1 pseudogene is annotated in these 240 nt (G+C 78.3%); it reads left to right on the top strand.

Features of this window, described 5'->3' with window-relative positions:
* A pseudogene (locus KVT44_RS56785) lies at window positions 1-240 on the top strand (hypothetical protein); the annotation flags it as partial.

Genomic DNA, 240 nt, shown 5'->3' on the forward strand with positions numbered 1-240 from the left:
GCCCCCGGCGACCTGATCGTGAACCTGACCGCCACACGCGAACAGACCCACCTGCCGCGTGGGCATGTGAACACGGGGGTCGGCGGCGCCCTCGGCCCCGACCCCGTGCAGACCGCGGCGGGAGTGGCGGCCCTGGCCGGCGCCGCCGCGGGCGGTACCTGGCTCCTGCATCGCCGGGCGAGGGGCGGCGGGGTCTGTCGGGCACCCTCCCCTGTCCGTCCGCCGGGACCGCCGTCCCCT

The sequence above is a fragment of the Streptomyces sp. GbtcB7 genome (assembly GCF_019091445.1).
GTDB classification, from domain to species: Bacteria; Actinomycetota; Actinomycetes; order Streptomycetales; family Streptomycetaceae; genus Streptomyces; species Streptomyces mirabilis.